This window comes from Williamwhitmania sp., from assembly GCA_035529935.1.
Taxonomy (GTDB): domain Bacteria; phylum Bacteroidota; class Bacteroidia; order Bacteroidales; family Williamwhitmaniaceae; genus Williamwhitmania.
This window is the reverse complement of record DATKVT010000083.1, coordinates 1-16,240: the sequence shown is the minus strand read 5'-3', so window position 1 is coordinate 16,240 and position 16,240 is coordinate 1. Positions and strand designations below refer to the sequence as shown.

Below are 16,240 nucleotides of genomic sequence, written 5' to 3'. Positions count from 1 at the left end.
AGGTAACTGCCTCATCACCCACTCGTAGGTCTTTCGTCCAAGAATTACCGTATCAACAGTTGAAATGAATGCAGCGTACCCATAATCCTCTCCCTCCTTTTGAACTATGGAGAGAAAGCTCAAATCATCGTTTGGTTTAGCAATATAACCATCTAAACTTGCTGCAATGTACAGCACAACCTTTCTATCCAAGTTCATAAAGTAGATTGTTCACTTCAAAATTTGCTCTATTAACCCATTATTGGCTGCAACATGGTTACCCTATTGCCCTCCGTATCGATAAACGAAACGTAAAGACCGATACCGGGGATTTCAACAGGTTCGCCATGAACCTTGCCTCCGGCTTCCGTAACCTTTTTAATAGATTCCAGAATATCATCCACCGCAATAACAATGGACGGATGATAAGATTGACCATCGGTTCGGTTTGGGTAAAACCCACCATTGATAGCACCTGCCGTTGCAGGGCGTCCTGTCTCGTCGGTTTGGGTAGTTGAAACGGTAACATAGTTGCCCATTTCCTCGCCCAGATGCTGTGCTTGCCAACCAAATACGTTGGAGTAGAACTTAGCCATCCGGTTGATATCGTTTGCAGGCATTTCGAAATGCACCACAGGAAACATCTTTTTCATAAGTGCAAAATTTAGTTTAAAAGGAATAATGAAACAAAAACATTTATCTGAGCACAATTGTTGTCGACAGAAATAACATGCTCTTTAGGTGCTTTACGCCACCTCCTTGATCATTCGTAGCAGTTCGGAAGTTGTTTTCCAATTGCGCGTAGTAGCCGTTACGTTCAACTTTTTTTCCAAAAATCCATTGGTGAGCTTTGCTCGGCCATAACCGTTAGGGCAATGTAGGTAAATGGCTCCTTCAATCAGTATAAACTCCTCACCAGGAAAGGAAGTCTGCCGCAGCAGCTCTACACGCGATGCTTCCGGCCTCTCATGCAGCATGGTGATGTGCAAGTGGTCAATATCCCGAGAACCATCATTAAGAAAAGGATTATTGTCAACAATCTGGAGCAGCTCCTTTGCGGTGAGTACCATTACAGGAACATCAAGGGAAAAATAGTTGTGTATTCCTTCGGTGATGGTCTTCTCTAGCGCATGAGGCTCAGCGCCATAGGTTTGAAAGATAACATTTCCGCTTTGAATGTAGGTTTGAACATTGGTGTAACCCAAATCCTCGAACATCTTACGTAGAGCGTCCATCTTTATCATCTTCTGTCCGCTTACATTTATTCCACGAAGTATTGAAAGGTAGGTTGTCATGGTTATAGTGCACTCAAGTTCTATAATACGAACAACAAAGAAGAGCATATTTTAGTTCGAGCAACTTGGATAAGCTAGAGCATCTTATGGAAGTTGCAAAAGTTCAGCAAGCCAAGATTACCGAAGCAAAATGCCGTGTGAGTAAACAGCGTTCCTAAAAACGGCAAACGATCGAAACTGAGTGGTAAAAAGAAGATGGAGAAACAACACCTGCTCAGAGCAATGCTAAATAGCTCCTCGTCATTGGCGAAGGTTTCATAGATTCACACCATAACAACTTACAACCAACTAAAAGGCAAAGTTCTTTTTACTTGGCTTTCTTTCTCTTGAAGTGTGCCCAAAAGTAGGCTCCTCCTCCATTTATGGCAGTAATGGTGTAGTGCGCATTTTGAATGTTGATGCGCGTAAAGTAAGGCTTGTAGTTCCAAACAAAGAAAAGTGAACCTATGGTTGGCTGTTGCAGCTCGCTATAATCAAGCGAAATTTCTTGTGGACGGTCTACCTGCACCGCCCTAAACTTTCCCGAAAAGTAGCTGCTATTCCCAACCACCTTTTTGCCATCGGCACTAAACGTGTAAACAAACTCACCTCCGTAAATAGCATAACCTTCAGGCTGAAGACCGGGAAAAATCCAAACTGTAAATGTCTTATCCTCATTTTGCCGAATAAAACGAACCATGTTCATCTTCAAAGTATCCTGCAGAGGTTTAATGATTCTTCCAGCGGTATACAGCGCCCGAGCGTAGCTGGTAACCATGGAACTATCGAGCCTAGAACGCGTAAGGTATGCAGCATTGTTGCCGTTTACAATAAAATGAAAAAGGACATTGTAGCTCCCATGCCTAAAGCGCCCATAAACAGCATGCCAAACACTATTGCTGTCCTGAAAGCAGAACCACTCCTTGCCTATTTGCTGCAACTTTGCAGAGTTTTGACTGCGCAAGCTATCGGCTGTTATCAACGCCACCTGATTGTAGCTCACAAGCCATTCGGCAAGCTTAGACTTAACGGCAAAATCGGTAGAATCGAAGGCCGGCACTTCCGCAGTTTGGCTAAAGCCTGCTCCAGCCAATAGCATGGAGAAAAGTAGAGTAATTGCAAATTTTCTCATTTCAAAACATATTCATTTTTTCGGAGTAGCTGCTAAGTGTGGCCATTCCCCTTTCACAATAAATTGCTTTACACAAATTCTTCCCAGCAAGCCATCCAAAAGTAATAATTCTTGACCTTGTTCAGCACTTTCAAATTAGGTAAAAATTGGAAAACTCAAAACTCAATCTTTCCTCTAAAAGCATTGGTGTTGCTGGTGAGGTTTAATCCCTCAAAGTGGAAACAGCTTTGAGCATCCCCCTTACTGCGCATAAAACGAATAACTTCCCCAGGCATTGTCTCCTTGAGATAGTTAATGGAAAAACGCTTTGGATAGTTGGTTCGGCAAAAATCAAGTGGCAGCGAGTCCATCATCCAATCGATGTAGCGCGTGGAGGTTACGTGCTTGTTTAGGTCGATGTCGAAGTAGGTGGCCTTAACCTCAAAGTTGTCACCGCTAGATATGGCAGTCAACTTCTCTGGAGACTCATTCAGCGCATGCTTATCCTTAAGCCACATAAACAGCTCACCATCGAGCCCATCAATTCGTTTTGGTCGCTTGGTTTTCAAATCAATGGCCAGCCAACCCGAAGTTGCCTTTGCCACCACCTCGCCAGCCTTATCTCTAACAATAAAGTCGCGGAGGTAGATAATTCCCTCAATATCCTTGGGCCAGGTTTCCACAACGGCCTCCTCATACCACTTGAGTGGTCGATATATTTCAATGGTCATGCGACTGAGAACCCAAAAAAGATGCTGCTGCTTGAGACCACCAAAACCAAAACCTAAGCTATCGGCCGAGCTAATGGCCGATTGAATAAGGAGGTTGGATAATCCGCTAAGCCGAAGCCGTGCATCCATATCGGTGTCGGCCGAGGTTATACGATAGGGCGTAAATAGCGTAAGGTCTTTATCGGTTAATTCCATTGTATCTTGTTAATCTAATTAACAAATCAATATTAATCAAGCTGTTGCTCCTCCTCATCTATCAAAAAAAGTTTACAGAGAAGGAGAAAAACAACAATGTTTTAATGAATTACGCTCCCAAATGCTCATCCGCCTCCAAATGCAGCGCCTTAAGCCCAAGCAGCACATCCATAAAGAAGAATATGGCTGATACCAGAATGGAGAGCGTGGATAGGGTAAAAAGCAGGTATCCCAGCAGCTTCAGGTCGAAGTTGAGCAACACCATTACAAACAGAACCGGTATCATCAAGCAGCTGGCAATTACGCTTACCATAATTAGGGCAATGGAGCTGCGTAGGTAACGACCACGAAGAAAAAGAATCCGAATTTCCCTCACCTTCTCATCGCGTCGCTTCACATCATCACGGTCGATTTCATTTACCAGTATCCTAATTCGGTCAATCACTCGGCCAAGCCTATTGGCTACGGTAAGCAGAATAAGGCCCACGCCCGAAATCAACGCAACAGGCGTAATGCAGGCCTTTAGGAACTCCATGAATTGCAATGTTGACTCCATTTTCCTATCTTTATTTCGAATAACAAATGTAGTAAAAAGTGGTTATCGCACTTTGTACTATTGAATCTATCGACTATTCCTTATGTTTTAGTAAAAAAACTGACATTATGATACGCTACGTCCGAATTCTTGAAAAGGGTATTATTTTCATCCTGATTGCCATTATTACCATAACACTTCTATTTGCCACAGCCGATGTGGTAATTACCATTGCAAAAAAATTCTTCGAGCCACCCTACTTTGTCCAAGCCGAAAATCTGATGGAGCTCTTTAGCCTATTTTTAGTAATTCTAATTGGAATAGAGCTGCTCGAAACGGTAAAAGCTTTTTTGAAAGAGGACATTGTTCATGTGGAAATTGTGGTGCTGGTGGCCATAATTGCCATTGCTCGAAAGGTAATTATCTGGGATTCAGCCAAGCAACCCAATAGCGATCTCATCCCCTATGCGGCCATGCTGTTGGGCTTAGCCATTACCTACTTCATAATAAAATATTCCGACAGGAGTGGTCGACTGCCATGGAAGTCGAAGGAAAACAGAAGACCGTTTAGGGCTCCTCAACAGCCTAAGCAAGAAAAATAAGGGTTTGATTGACCTTAAACCCAAGGGAGCTATAACCTCGCTATTTCGAAATCAACGAGTTGAATTTTCCCTCTGCAATAAAACGGTTTGCCTCCTCCAACTTTTGAGGTGTACCGATGTCGTGAATTATTGTTTCAGGAGAAACTTTGTATGCCACTATTGAATTGAGGCAGCAAAGCTGAAGGTAAACATCGATAATGGAAAATGTGCCATTTTGATGATGCAATGAAAAGATTGTGGGGTTAATAACATGAATACCAGAAAAAGCAAGTGGCATCAAGGTTTCTTCCAATCGGCAAGGCAACTTCTTTTCCCCCGTTTTCACATTCTCCCAACCTCGAAGTTGGTCCATTTTGTTGAACAAGAAATGTCTGCTGCTCTCTCGCTCGCTTACGAGGAGAGTTGCCAGTGCGCTGGTGGATTTATGCTGCTGATATAATTTCCCCAAATCAACGTTGGAAAGAATGTCGACGTTATGAACCAGAAATGGCTCCCCGTCGCTAAAAAATGGTGCGGCATTCCAAAGGCCACCACCGGTATCGAGCAGCATATCGCTCTCGTCGGAAATGGCAATCTCAACCCCAGCGATTCTAAAGTTGGAAAGAAAACTCTTTACTTGTGCTCCAAGGTGATGGACATTCACCACGATAGAGGTAAAACCAAAATGGGCAAGCCTTTTTAGCTGGTATCCAAGTAATGGCTCTCCACCAACCTCAACCAGCGCCTTAGGGGTTTGGTTGGTAATGGGTTGAAGTCGTGTGCCAAGACCAGCAGCAAAAATCATCGCCTTCATCACTTTACCTTTTCGGGTTTACATACCTTCTCCTCCTTCTTGGCATAGCGACCACAGCGCTTGCAACGATACTTGGCCTCGTCGCCACCCTCCTTTTTACCTTTCTTGTCGCTTTTGCAGTATGTGTTACCCATTGCTTACATTGTTTCGATTATTCCTAACTCGCGGTGATGGAGCACCACCCTAACCTCGGGATAATGGCTCTTGATTTTGTGCGCCATCGCCTCGGCAGCATACACCGAACGATGTTGACCACCGGTGCATCCAAAGGAGAGCATCAGGTTGGTAAACCCGCGCTCCAAATAGCGCTCAACCGATTTATTGGCTAGCTGATTGGCTCCATCAAGAAAATTCTCCATCTCCGACGAAGATTCTATGAAAGCAACCACCTCCTTGTCGCGACCAGTGAGGCTTCCCAATTCCGGTGAACGTCCAGGGTTGTATACCGCTCTACAGTCGAACACAAAACCACCACCATTTCCTGAAAGATCGTCCGGCACACCTCGCCGGTAGGAGAAACTCCATACCTCCACGGTTAAACCATTAAACGCGGCTAGTTGTTCACCGCCAAACTCTTTAAGTGTGAGATTGGAGAGCACTTCGGCAAGGTAGGTTCCTTCCAGCAATTGTTGTCGAAGCATCTCGTTCAGGTTCTTAATGGCAAATGGAATGCTCTGCAAAAAATGGGGCTTATGTTCAAAGTAACCTCTAAACCCATAAGCTCCAAGCACCTGTAAAGTTCGGAATAGCACAAAGAGCTTAAATCGCTCGCGATAGCTAGCCTTATCGATGGCTACCTTGGCTGATAATACCTCTAGGTAATGCTCAAAAAGTTCCGTTTTGAGCTTCTCCGAAAGCCCTGCTTTAGCTTGGTATATAAACGAGGCCGCATCGTAAAGCAAAGGCCCACGTCGTCCTCCTTGGTAATCAATAAACACCAGCTCGCCGGAGTCACGAACCATTATGTTTCTCGATTGAAAATCGCGGTATTGAAAGTAGTTTCCCTCGCTTGTTGCAAGGGTTTGAGCAAGCCAGAGGAAATCGTTTTCCAGTAAAGATTCGTTAAAATAAATGCCCGAAGGCTTTAAAAAGCAATACTTAAAGTAGTTCAAATCCCACATAACGGTGGTAGCGTCGAATGAGGGTTGTGGGTAGCAACGCATAAAGTCGAGTCCCTCAGCACCATCAATCTGAATATCAACAAGTTTTTCGAGCGCCCTTTTAAGTAGAGAAGTTTTGGTTGCAACCTCGACTTCAGAATCGGTAATTATGGAAAATAGATCTTGTTTTCCTAAATCCTCCAGAATGTAAGCTGATTGATCTTTGCTTACAGCCTCAATTTTGGGCACCGCAATCCCCTTTGCCGCAAAATGTTGGGTTAGATAGAGAAAGGTCTTATTCTCCTCAATGTCGTCACCAACCACGGCAATGAAGGTTTTTCCACTCACCTCTATTCTAAAATAGCGCCGATTAGAACCGGAGAAGGCAAGTGGTACAACGCAGGTTGGATTCACCCCGAAATGCGATAGGGCAAGAGCATTAATAATATCGAGCTGAGGTAAGGCCATGGCTACTTTACATATTTACCCAAATATACAACCAACAGCACTATATAAACCAATGCTGGCAATAAATTGAGAATTTTAATCTTTTTAATATCCAAAATATTAATGCCAAGACCAATCAGCAGAATACCGCCAACTGCCGTCATTTGGGTAATGGCTGGTTCCGGGAGGCTATGGCCAAAGTATCGTGCAAGAAGGGTGAGCCCGCCTTGGTAAATCAATAGCGGTATTACAGAAAAAATTACACCAGGCCCAAAAGCGGTAGTTAGAGCAATGGCAGAAATACCATCCATAAGCGATTTGGCAAAGAGAAGCGTTGGGTATCCTCCTGTTCCCTCCTCCAGTGCACCTAATATTGTCATGGAACCCATGCAAAACATCAAAAAGGCGGTGATGAGCCCCTCCGAGAAACGATCGTCTCCCATCTTCAGGTTTCGTTTCAGCGAAATGGACAAATTATCCATGCGTGACTCCAAGCGCAGCAGCTCACCCGTAACGCCTCCTAAAATGAGAGCAAATACTGCCAGCAATAGTTCATTGAGTTTCAAAGCCATCGATATTCCCAGCACCAGGGTAAAGAGACCCATTGCCTGAAAAACAATTATTCGAATATTTTCTGGAAACTTGGAGCGAAATAGCATTCCAATAGTTCCACCGGCCAAAATTGCCGCAACGTTTACCAGCGTTCCAACCATACAATCTTTTATATCTGGTCAAAAATAGCAGTATTTTCCACGGCAAAATTTTTACTGCCAAACTTTTACTTGAGCCTTAAGCAAAAAAAACATAAATTTACATGTGAATTTTCACTTCCCAAAGCCATAAAAGGCGTTGGAGGGGCGTAAATCATTGATTTCTGTGCATAATCGAGGTAGATAGAAACAGAAATAGCTTGTGGAGGGAAATAAAGCAGTCTTTAATTTTGTTTATCGAAATGGTATGAAACTGGGACTATTAAACCGAGAAGAAGTTTTCAACTTTGTAGAATTCAATATTACCGGAAATTCCGAAATCTATTTCAAGTGCGATAGTGAATCGAAATTCCTGAACATTGATATATTCAACATATTCGCTGGCTGCTTTGAGCGCAGCAATCACCTCTACGATTTTTATGGGGCCACCAAGTTTAATTCCAGAAACCTTATTCCCCTTATCAACGAGTTGAAGGAAAATATGGATCGCATAAAGGCTATTAACTCACTGGAGGAGCTGAGGGAATACCTCTCGAGCATCTTCATGGGCAAGAACCTTTTTGAGGAGCTGGAACACCGCGATAAAAACTGGAAGGCGCGTTGGAGAGCATACGTGCGTAAGCTTATTCAAATTAGCCAGTCCCTTATTAGCCTTTGTGAGTTGTGCGTGGCCGAAGAGCGCACCATGTGGGTTATAAACTTCTAGCAATTAATCAACCTGGAATCCTAACATTCTAAATTGGTCGACCCTCTTGGCATCGCTCAGGCTAGATTTGGCTATTGTATATGCCGAAAACTCATTGCGGAAAGCATAATTCGCGCGCAGATGCTCAAACCCCGACGGATTAATTCGTAGCGAAAGATCGTCGTTCACGATTCGATATGCCCTTGACACCAGCGCATAAAGATTTTCGTAAAAATTATTTCCTAAAGCAACGACTCGTGGATTTGCTGGCTTAGGAACTCTTTGAGGATACCAACTGTCGATGCCAAGCCCAAAGTATTTACTTATCTCCCTTACCGCCATAGCTGTTCCGTTTGCCTTTCCCTCCACCGAATAGCCAGCTATATGAGGGGTAGCAATATCCACCAATCGCAGCAGGTCCACATCAATTTCTGGCTCCCGCTCCCACACATCGAGAACTGCCCCTTTCACCGTTCTACCAACCAACGCCCGCTTGAGCGCTTCGCCGTGTACAACCTCCCCACGCGAGGTGTTAATGATGAAGGGCATTCGCTGTAGTTTTGCAAAGAAGAAGTTGTCGGCCATATGGTAGGTTCTGTCCAGACCATCAATAGTTAATGGAACATGAAAGGTGATAATATCGCACTCCGACATAATAGTAGTCAGTGGAACAAAATTGCCACCCTCCTCCCGCTGCCGTGGAGGATCGCAAAGCAAAACGCGCATTCCCAAGGCTTCGCCGGCCAACGCAACTTTAGAGCCAACATGCCCCACACCAACAACGCCCAGCGTTAGCTGATCAATGGGAAGTGTATACTTAATGGCTAGCTCCAGAATAGCAGCAACAACATACTGCTGCACTGCCCATGCATTGCATCCAGGCGCATTACGCCAAGCAATGTTGGCGCTATGGCAAAAATCAGTGTCAATATGGTCGTAGCCGATGGTGGCTGTGGCGATTAGCTTTACAGACGTGCCCTGCAACAAATTGCGATTGCAGTCAGTACGTGTCCTTATTAGCAGCGCATCGGCACTCTCCAACTCATCGTGCACAATTTGGCCACCAGGCTTGTATGCAACGTCGAAATAGTTGTCTAGAATATCTTCCAGAAAAGGGACCTTGTCGTCGACCAATATTTTCATCGCGGTAATATCAATTTGCAGGAACTAGAAATTCTCCTGCCATAAAAGCCTACAAGAGCTGCAAATATAGGTTTTATATCTCCAAACCAAATACCATGACATCGTCAATTTGCTCCCTATCACCCTTCCATTGGTAGAAGCTACTTTCTATTACCTCCAGCTGCTTCTCGATGGGCAGGTCCGCGCTGCGGGAAATAATCTCTGCAAATCCCTTGTAGAGCAAACGTCGTCCTGTTGGGCCACCAAATTGATCGGCATAGCCATCGGAAAACATGAAGAAGCGATCGTTGGGTAGTAAGTTAACGCTGTTGATGTGAAAGTCAGATCCACCCTTGTAGTACCCAATGGCGGTTGTATTGCCTTTAAGCCTAATTACCTCATTTCCCTTTATGGTTCTGCGGAGAACTACCGATTTCATGCCAGCGGAGGCAAAATCTAGCTGTCGAGTATCAACATCAATAACCGCCAGACTAATGGCCAACCCATCGTGGCTATCGTCGAGGCGGCCCCGTTGATGTAACGCTTGCTCTATCTTCTCCTTCATTCTTGAAATAAACCAAGCCGGGTTCACCTCCTCAACCTCCGAAAATATCTGGTTGAGGTAGGTTATGGCCAGCATGCTCATGAATGCTCCCGGAACACCATGTCCCGTGCAATCAACAGCGGAAATAATCATCTTCCGACCATGCATGCCAGTCCAAATAAAGTCACCACTAACAATATCTTTTGGCAGGTTAAAGTAGATGTAAGATGAAAAGTGTTTTTTTATGGAATCGAAGGGAGTTAGTAGGGCATTTTGAATGGTCTTGGCGTAGTGAATGGAGTCGGTAATCCTTAAGTTGGTCTTGCTTATTTCATCGCGCTGAGTTGACATCTCCTCCTTCTGCTCTTCAATCTCAATATTCTTAAGAGCAAGAACACGAAAAGCATTTCTCTTCTGATAGTAATTATAGAAAAGCATGATAGCCAAAACAAGAAGCATCAAGCTGGCAATGGAAGCAATGAGCAGTTCCAGCCTTTTTTTCTTCAATAGAACATTCTGAAATAGTTGTTCCTTTTCGAGCGTTTGAATGCGGCTCTCCTTCTTTTCCGATCCATACTGAACCATAAGCTCATTGAGCTGCTTCTTAGCCTGAACCCCATTCAGGGTATCGCTTATGGAGTGAAACTGTTCAAAATTGCGTAACGCCTTGCCCAAGTCTCCCTGCTCCTTCCGTATTGAGTAAAGCCAATAGTTGGCCTCTTTTTGCTTTTCTAAATCCTTATACTTCAGCGCTAAGGAGAGCCCCTTATGCAAGAATATAACCGCTTGATTACGACGGCCAAGCTTCTCATTTATACGACCTAGGTTTATGTAGCAGGCAGGTAAACCACTCTCCTCACCGCACTCCATGAGGGAATTAATGGCCTTTTGAATATAGACCTCAGCATGCACATAGTTTCCCTTCTGCAAAAGCACCTCCCCAATATTGTTGGCCGAATACCCAATACCTGAAATATTGCCCACCTTTTTTTCCATGAGTAGTGACTCCTCCAATACCATGTAGGCTTTGTTATACTCCTTCATGTTTTTGTAAGCAACGCCTAGGTTGTTGAGCGCATTTCGCAAGCCTGAGTTAAAATCCTTGGCCCGGTAAATTGCAAGGGCCTTTTGATACCAAATAACCGCATTCTTATAGTCCTTCTGGTCATCATAAATAATTCCAATATTGTTGTAAACATTTGCAATCCCAATGGAATCGTTTACTTTCTCCTTTAGTTTAATGGCCTTTAGAAATGTTTCAATGGCCTTTGGATAGTTTCCTCGAGCCCACTGAACACCCCCAAGAAGGTTGTAAACGCTTGAAAGTTCCTTATCGAGTGCCAGCTGTATGAAAATTTTCTCTGCCGATTCGAGCACCTCAACCGCCTCGTCGTTCTTTCCCAACCGGAAGCAGATGCCACCTTTTGCCAGCAATACACCTGCCTTCACATAATCATTGCTGCAGGTCTCTAGCTCATCTAACGCTTTATTCGATTCTACCAGTGCTTCATCGAGCTTACCCTGAAAGCGATAAACTTTAATAAAACCAGACCTTATTAATGGCTTTAAGGAACAAGAATCTCCTGGTTTAAAGATTGACTCAGCCAAAAGAAGGTAATTACTGGCCAAGGCTGGATTATCGGCCACAACCTTGTTTGCCGATTGGTAGAGATATTTGATTTGATTATAATCATCCTTGAGGGTAGAATAGTGCTCAATTACGCTATCCTTTTGTCCATAGGCAATGCTAAATTGCAAAGCAAAAGCAACTATGGTCAAAACTGTCTTAAATTGCATAACCAGAACAGTTAAAAGAAGTGGCCACTATAGCACACTACTCAATAGAAGCCAAATATAAAACATTCAGGTCATACTCAGAGTTTATGACCTGCTCAATGTCACAAATTGGTATTCATTTTTTATAAAATGTATATTGGCAACATGCGAACAACCAATTTGGTGGGATTAATTGAGCAAAATAGCCAAACGGTTGTTAACCTTAAGTAAAAAATTGAAGATGAAGAAGCTTTTCGATCCATTTCAGAGATTTGTAGCGCTGGAGTCCAGCAGTAGTATAATACTGTTTCTCTCCGCATTTATAGCGCTCTTCTGGGCCAACTCCGAATTTTCACAATCCTACTTTAGCACGTGGAATACCAATTTAACATTTGGCATTGGAAGTTGGACACATTCCAAACCGCTGATTCTTTGGATTAACGACGGGCTCATGGCCATATTCTTTTTTGTAATCGGCCTTGAAATAAAGAAAGAGATTGTTGCCGGCGAACTCTCGTCGTTGCAAAAGGCGGCCCTCCCAATTGTTGCGGCAACTGGTGGCATGGTTGTCCCCATACTTATATTTTTGCTACTTAACCATAACCTGCCCGGAGCCGAAGGCTGGGGTATCCCAATGGCTACCGATATTGCCTTCTCGCTGGGAATTTTGCAGCTGTTGGGCAAACGGGTGCCGCTCAGCCTAAAAATATTCCTCACCGCTTTTGCCATTGTTGACGACCTTGGGGCCATTGCCGTAATTGCCATTTTTTATAGCCATCAGCTATTCTGGATTTACCTCATTGGGGCTGCGGCCATTCTTGCCATCTTAATCATTGCCAACATGCTCAACGTAAACGCCAAATGGCTTTTTGTTGTAGGAGGCATTGGTGTTTGGTATCTTTTTCTCCTCTCGGGAATTCACCCAACCATAGCGGGCGTAATTGTTGCGCTAACCATTCCGGTGAACAGGCGAATTGGATTGAGCAAGTATTCCAACAGGCTGCTGGAAAAGGCAAAACTGCTGGAGTGTAAAAAAACGCCAAGGCAATTTCTCACCAAAACACAGCTGGGTGCTATAGAATCGATAGAGTATCTTAACCGGCAGGTTCAACCTATGCTGCAGCGCTTCGAGAATAGCCTACACGGATTTGTGGCCTACTTTGTTATGCCAATTTTTGCTCTGGCCAACGCTGGTGTTGTATTTCTCTCGTTAAGTAGCGTTGGCGATACGGATTTTACGCTCTCAATCAACCTAGCCGAGTCCATGCTAATTGGAAAAATTGTGGGCATTTCGCTCTTCAGCTGGCTGGCCATAAAGGCCAAAATTGCAACGCTACCCAAAGGAATCTCCTTCAAGCACATCATTGGAGCCTCAATTCTGGGAGGATTTGGCTTTACAATGTCGCTGTTTATAGGAAGCCTTGCATATTCAGATAACGCCTTGCTGGCAAGCGGAAAAATTGGTATTCTTGTAGGTTCAGTTGTAGCCGGTGTTTTGGGTTACTTGTTTCTGAGATTTACCCTGCCAAATCCTAAAGTTGAAGTAAAATAGAGTGAATTTAAACAGATAAAAAAACATCCACGTGAAAAGCACATTCGCCATCTTTTTCTCCATAATCCTGCTGATATACTTCAGCATAAACCTTTACGTTTACAACCGTTCGGCCATAGCGTTTCAGGGTCAGCCAATCCGCACAATCTTTATTGTGCTGTTCTGGATGCTGGTGCTAGCCTACCCCGTTGGACGAATATTGGAGAGCACCCTGCAGGCCTACTCTCCCACCTTTGTGGTTAAGCTTGGCTCGCTATGGTTGGCCACCATGGTTTACCTTATTTTGGGCTTCTTGGCCTTCGACCTGCTGAGGGTAATTTACCATTTTACGGGGCTATCGTTCCTATCGTTTGTTAAGGAGAACCGTAATGTAACTGTTGCCATTACCTATGCGGTAGCGCTGGTTACCGTGGTTGCCGGTTATATCAACGCCGCAAATCCAGCCATAACCCGGCTAACCATTCCCGTTGAGAAGCCGCGGGAACTTGCTCATCCGCTCAAGCTGGTCGCTGTTAGCGATGTTCACCTCGGAACCATCATTGCCAATGGAAGGCTGAGCAGAATGGTGAAGCTCATAAACGCTCAAGACCCAGATATTATTCTGCTGGTTGGCGACACCTTCGACGAGGACCTTGGTCCGGTAATCCGAAATAACATGGGCCAACAGCTGCAAATGCTCCGCTCCAAGATGGGAATATTTGCCGTTACCGGTAATCACGAGTACTACGGCAATCCAACGGTGGCCGTAAAATACCTGGAAGATCATGGCATAAAGGTGCTGCAGGACACTACTGTTGTGGTGGGCGGCCTGGTAAACCTTATTGGCCGAAACGACCGCCAATCCATAAGCATGCTGCACAAGCAACGGAAGCCGCTGGACGAGCTTGTAAAGGAGGCGAACCCCAAGCTCCCCATAGTGCTAATGGACCATCAACCCTTCCACCTTGAGGAGGCAGAGCAGAATGGCGTAACCTTGCAGCTCTCTGGACATACGCACCACGGCCAAATGTGGCCCTTTGGCTACATCACAAAAGCCATTTTTGAGGTAAGTAGAGGATTCTACAAGAAGGGCAACACCAGCTACTATGTATCTACCGGCTATGGAACCTGGGGACCACCCGTTAGAACTGGGAATAGACCTGAGGTGGTGGTGATTACGTTGGAGTAGTGACTAAAAATAGTGACAAAAAAGTTACGAGTTACGAGTTACGAGTTACGTCCATCAAATATTTACGTGGGAATATAGCTGATTAAAGAAAAGTCAGCCAAGCACTTATTACATATATTTCTTGTAGCTAAGCAATTGAGTGCATTTATTGAAAACATTAAGGACACATTAAGTGTTGAGTAATGATAGATTAAAATAAAGACTATGAAAGCAATATGGAATGGAAAGGTAATAGCGGAAAGCAACGACATTGTAAATGTTGAGAACAATCCGTATTTTCCAATGAGCTCGATAAACAAGGATTATCTTATTTCCAGTGATACCAAATCAGTATGCCCTTGGAAAGGAAAGGCCAGCTACTATTCGCTTGAGGTGGATGGGAAAAAGAACATCGATGCCGTTTGGTATTACCCAGAACCTAGCGAGGCAGCAAAGTCCATAAAAGACCGCGTTGCGTTTTGGAAAGGGGTTCAAATAGTGTAAGGTTGATTTATGCTAAAACCATCAAACCATGACAACCTCATTGGTAAACAAATTTATTGCCACCCGCGAACTCACCCTAAAGCTTGTTGAGCAGCTTAATCCAGAGGATACCGTTGTTCAGCCAATTGTCGACGTAAGTCCACCTAAGTGGCACCTGGCACATACAACTTGGTTTTTCGAGAATTTCATATTGAAGAAATACCGCACCAATTTCAAACCTTATCATCCGCTCTACGACTACTTATTTAATAGCTACTACCAAAGTCAAGGAACCAGAGTTGCGCGCGATATGCGGGGATACCACCCGCGACCATTGCTGAAAGAAATAATCGCGTATCGCCAAACGGTTGATGCTCAAATGCTGGAACTGATGAGGTCAGGTTCAATATCCGATGAGCTGCTTGAACTTATAGAGCTGGGCATTAACCATGAGCAGCAGCACCAAGAGCTGCTAATTACCGATTTAAAATACATTTGGGGATTGAGCCCCCTATTCCCCGTTTACAAAGAATTAAAGAACCAAGAATCACCTCGATCTGCACCTTTGAGTTGGCTGTCCATCAACGAAGGTATATATGAAATTGGAGAATTGGGCACTTCATTTCACTTCGACAATGAATCGCCACGCCACAATACCTTTCTGCATCGATTTGAAATTGCCTCCCGCCCCGTAAATGTAGGCGAATATCTTGATTTTATGGAGGATGGCGGATACAAGGAATGGCGCCACTGGCTGCACGAAGGATGGCAATGGCTTAATAGTAATCAAATAGAAGCCCCACTATATTGGCAGCGAGGTGATAGTACTTGGCTGATGTATACCTTAAACGGCCTAAGGGAGCTCAATCGGGAAGAAATCCTAACCCACATCAGCTTTTATGAGGCAGATGCATTTGCTCGCTGGAAGGGTTTGCGCTTGCCAACTGAGCAGGAATGGGAAGTAGCAGCAGGAGTATATGGTTCCAACGATTCATCGAACAATTTTCTAGATAATCAACTATTCCATCCCTCGATTGTAACCCAAGGCAATAAGGCCTTTCTTGGTGAAGTATGGGAATGGACAAATAGTGCCTACCTGCCCTATCCTAAATTTAAGCCGTGGGAAGGAAGCGTTGGTGAGTATAATGGCAAATTTATGGTAAACCAAATGGTGCTGCGTGGCGGTTCGTGCGCAACCCCAAAAAATCACATCCGGGCAACCTACAGAAACTTCTTCCATCCGCACCTTCGCTGGCAATTTACAGGTGCCCGACTTGCAAGAGATTTATAATCCTATGGAGAATACAAACTCTTTTTTAGTGGATGTTGTTTCCGGATTAACCTCAAGTCCGAAGAGCCTTCCGTCGAAGTATTTTTACGATGAGATGGGCGACAAACTTTTCCACTATATTATGAATCAGCCGGAATACTACCTCACCTGTGCTGAACACGAA

General features: G+C 44.3%; 18 protein-coding genes. 6 read left to right on the top strand and 12 right to left on the bottom strand.

Annotated elements, in window-relative coordinates:
- The 6 genes from VMW01_06765 to VMW01_06740 all read right to left on the bottom strand — a co-directional run.
- A partial coding sequence (locus VMW01_06765) for a hypothetical protein (protein HUW05943.1) occupies nucleotides 1–198 on the bottom strand: 198 nt, incomplete at its 3' end.
- Between the two features lie 32 nt (nucleotides 199–230).
- The gene (locus VMW01_06760) at nucleotides 231–632 is read right to left on the bottom strand and encodes a VOC family protein (GenBank protein ID HUW05942.1); all 402 of its coding nucleotides are present in this window, start codon (nucleotides 630–632) and stop codon (nucleotides 231–233) included.
- Nucleotides 633–725: 93 nt separating this feature from the next.
- Nucleotides 726–1,322 (bottom strand): DUF1697 domain-containing protein, encoded by a 597-nt coding sequence (locus VMW01_06755; protein ID HUW05941.1) that lies wholly within the window; start codon nucleotides 1,320–1,322, stop codon nucleotides 726–728.
- 259 nt (nucleotides 1,323–1,581) lie between these two features.
- Nucleotides 1,582–2,385, bottom strand: a complete 804-nt coding sequence (locus VMW01_06750) for a hypothetical protein (GenBank protein ID HUW05940.1) — start codon at nucleotides 2,383–2,385, stop codon at nucleotides 1,582–1,584.
- A 155-nt stretch (nucleotides 2,386–2,540) separates the two neighbouring features.
- Nucleotides 2,541–3,290 carry an acyl-ACP thioesterase domain-containing protein gene (locus VMW01_06745; protein ID HUW05939.1) on the bottom strand — a complete coding sequence of 250 codons (750 nt, stop codon included), beginning with the start codon at nucleotides 3,288–3,290 and terminating at the stop codon, nucleotides 2,541–2,543.
- A gap of 109 nt (nucleotides 3,291–3,399) precedes the next feature.
- On the bottom strand, nucleotides 3,400–3,846 hold the full coding sequence (locus tag VMW01_06740) for a DUF2721 domain-containing protein (GenBank protein ID HUW05938.1): 447 nt from the start codon (nucleotides 3,844–3,846) through the stop codon (nucleotides 3,400–3,402).
- Between the two features lie 107 nt (nucleotides 3,847–3,953).
- On the opposite strand from VMW01_06740, the gene VMW01_06735 reads away from it, so the two are divergent.
- On the top strand, nucleotides 3,954–4,427 hold the full coding sequence (locus VMW01_06735) for a phosphate-starvation-inducible PsiE family protein (protein HUW05937.1): 474 nt from the start codon (nucleotides 3,954–3,956) through the stop codon (nucleotides 4,425–4,427).
- 40 nt (nucleotides 4,428–4,467) lie between these two features.
- Here the strand turns inward: VMW01_06735 and VMW01_06730 are convergent, their stop codons facing one another.
- The 4 genes from VMW01_06730 to VMW01_06715 are packed head-to-tail and all read right to left on the bottom strand — an operon-like array spanning nucleotide 4,468 to nucleotide 7,480.
- Nucleotides 4,468–5,220: a nucleotidyltransferase family protein gene (locus VMW01_06730; protein ID HUW05936.1), complete on the bottom strand. Its 753-nt coding sequence runs from the start codon at nucleotides 5,218–5,220 to the stop codon at nucleotides 4,468–4,470.
- Nucleotides 5,220–5,354, bottom strand: a complete 135-nt coding sequence (locus VMW01_06725; GenBank protein HUW05935.1) for a hypothetical protein — start codon at nucleotides 5,352–5,354, stop codon at nucleotides 5,220–5,222. The genes VMW01_06730 and VMW01_06725 overlap by 1 nt, the downstream gene beginning before the upstream one ends.
- A gap of 3 nt (nucleotides 5,355–5,357) precedes the next feature.
- Complete coding sequence (locus VMW01_06720) at nucleotides 5,358–6,788, bottom strand: RNase adapter RapZ (protein ID HUW05934.1); 1,431 nt, start codon at nucleotides 6,786–6,788, stop codon at nucleotides 5,358–5,360.
- A gap of 2 nt (nucleotides 6,789–6,790) precedes the next feature.
- Complete coding sequence (locus VMW01_06715) at nucleotides 6,791–7,480, bottom strand: DUF554 domain-containing protein (protein HUW05933.1); 690 nt, start codon at nucleotides 7,478–7,480, stop codon at nucleotides 6,791–6,793.
- A 244-nt stretch (nucleotides 7,481–7,724) separates the two neighbouring features.
- Here VMW01_06715 and VMW01_06710 point away from each other — a divergent pair, with 244 nt between their 5' ends.
- Nucleotides 7,725–8,183 carry a hypothetical protein gene (locus tag VMW01_06710; GenBank protein ID HUW05932.1) on the top strand — a complete coding sequence of 153 codons (459 nt, stop codon included), beginning with the start codon at nucleotides 7,725–7,727 and terminating at the stop codon, nucleotides 8,181–8,183.
- Between the two features lie 3 nt (nucleotides 8,184–8,186).
- Here the strand turns inward: VMW01_06710 and VMW01_06705 are convergent, their stop codons facing one another.
- Both VMW01_06705 and VMW01_06700 read right to left on the bottom strand, forming a co-directional pair.
- Nucleotides 8,187–9,305, bottom strand: coding sequence for a 4-phosphoerythronate dehydrogenase (locus VMW01_06705; GenBank protein HUW05931.1), 1,119 nt, complete (start codon nucleotides 9,303–9,305; stop codon nucleotides 8,187–8,189).
- 73 nt (nucleotides 9,306–9,378) lie between these two features.
- Entirely contained in the window at nucleotides 9,379–11,625 is a 2,247-nt protein-coding gene (locus VMW01_06700; GenBank protein ID HUW05930.1) for a tetratricopeptide repeat protein, read from the bottom strand.
- Between the two features lie 220 nt (nucleotides 11,626–11,845).
- Here VMW01_06700 and nhaA point away from each other — a divergent pair, with 220 nt between their 5' ends.
- From nhaA to egtB, 4 genes are all read left to right on the top strand, one after another.
- Nucleotides 11,846–13,156: a Na+/H+ antiporter NhaA gene (nhaA, locus tag VMW01_06695; GenBank protein HUW05929.1), complete on the top strand. Its 1,311-nt coding sequence runs from the start codon at nucleotides 11,846–11,848 to the stop codon at nucleotides 13,154–13,156.
- 31 nt (nucleotides 13,157–13,187) lie between these two features.
- On the top strand, nucleotides 13,188–14,324 hold the full coding sequence (locus VMW01_06690) for a metallophosphoesterase (GenBank protein ID HUW05928.1): 1,137 nt from the start codon (nucleotides 13,188–13,190) through the stop codon (nucleotides 14,322–14,324).
- A 204-nt stretch (nucleotides 14,325–14,528) separates the two neighbouring features.
- Complete coding sequence (locus VMW01_06685; protein ID HUW05927.1) at nucleotides 14,529–14,807, top strand: DUF427 domain-containing protein; 279 nt, start codon at nucleotides 14,529–14,531, stop codon at nucleotides 14,805–14,807.
- Between the two features lie 28 nt (nucleotides 14,808–14,835).
- Entirely contained in the window at nucleotides 14,836–16,077 is a 1,242-nt protein-coding gene (gene egtB / locus VMW01_06680; protein HUW05926.1) for an ergothioneine biosynthesis protein EgtB, read from the top strand.
- Nucleotides 16,078–16,240: the final 163 nt, after the last annotated feature.